At 41.6% G+C, this 753-nt stretch carries 2 protein-coding genes; both read left to right on the top strand.

The genetic code is table 11. The features are described from left to right. Nucleotides 1–210 (top strand): Imm49 family immunity protein (locus I6F65_RS21480; RefSeq protein ID WP_197114861.1); only part of this gene is annotated, 210 nt, incomplete at its 5' end. 56 nt (nt 211–266) lie between these two features. Next, nucleotides 267–753, top strand: a 487-nt coding sequence (locus I6F65_RS21475; RefSeq protein WP_197114858.1) for an Imm49 family immunity protein, incomplete at its 3' end; no start/stop codon positions are given.

Raw genomic sequence — 753 nt, 5'->3', positions numbered from 1 at the left:
GAGACTACTCCGAGTACCGCCTTAGCAGATGCATTGAATGATAGCTGGGAGTACCACGAGCGATTCTGTGATAAAGGGTACCAACAACCTAATTTTTACATGCTAATTAATTTGCTCGGTTTAGCATGTATGGCAAAAGATTACGGTAACGAACTCAGCGTGCAATCAGATTTTATCCCGCAGTTTTATATTGATGGCGACTACCTGTAGTTTTACCTGAGAACCCAAAACGCTCAACCAAACAGATTTAATTTAAAGGAATAAACATGATTAACATAACACGCGATTATGAACCTACGTTTTTAGAGCATGATACTGAACGATTTGAAGAAATTTATGATGACTCGATTGAAGATCTACCTATTAAAAGAGATAATTTAATAAGCGTTTTTGGTAATGCAATCAAAATCTGCCAATGGTGGTCGTTCGATTTAACGGACGAAAACAAGCAAAAATCCATAACCGCACTAAAGCTTGCGGCAAAAGCAGGTGAGGCAATTTTTAGGCTGGGGCGAGAGCCTGAAAAAGAGCAGCGTATCGTGATTGACGACATATTAGATGCGACCTACAACGGCGAAGGCTGGTTGTGGGATGGGCGTTTGGATGCCATTAGCTGGCAAGAAGCCTTTTTTTGTGCGGCAATTGTCCGTGACCAAGCAGCGATGGATAGTTTAGTGAAGTTTCCTGTGTCTGTAATGCGTCAGAGCTCTACCACAAACAGTGAAGCCGAGTATGTACTTGTTGAATTAATCC

This window comes from Pseudoalteromonas sp. SWXJZ94C (assembly GCF_015864385.1).
Taxonomy (GTDB): Bacteria; Pseudomonadota; Gammaproteobacteria; order Enterobacterales; family Alteromonadaceae; genus Pseudoalteromonas.
Note: the sequence above shows the minus strand (reverse complement) of the source record. Positions and strands in the feature narration are given on the sequence as shown.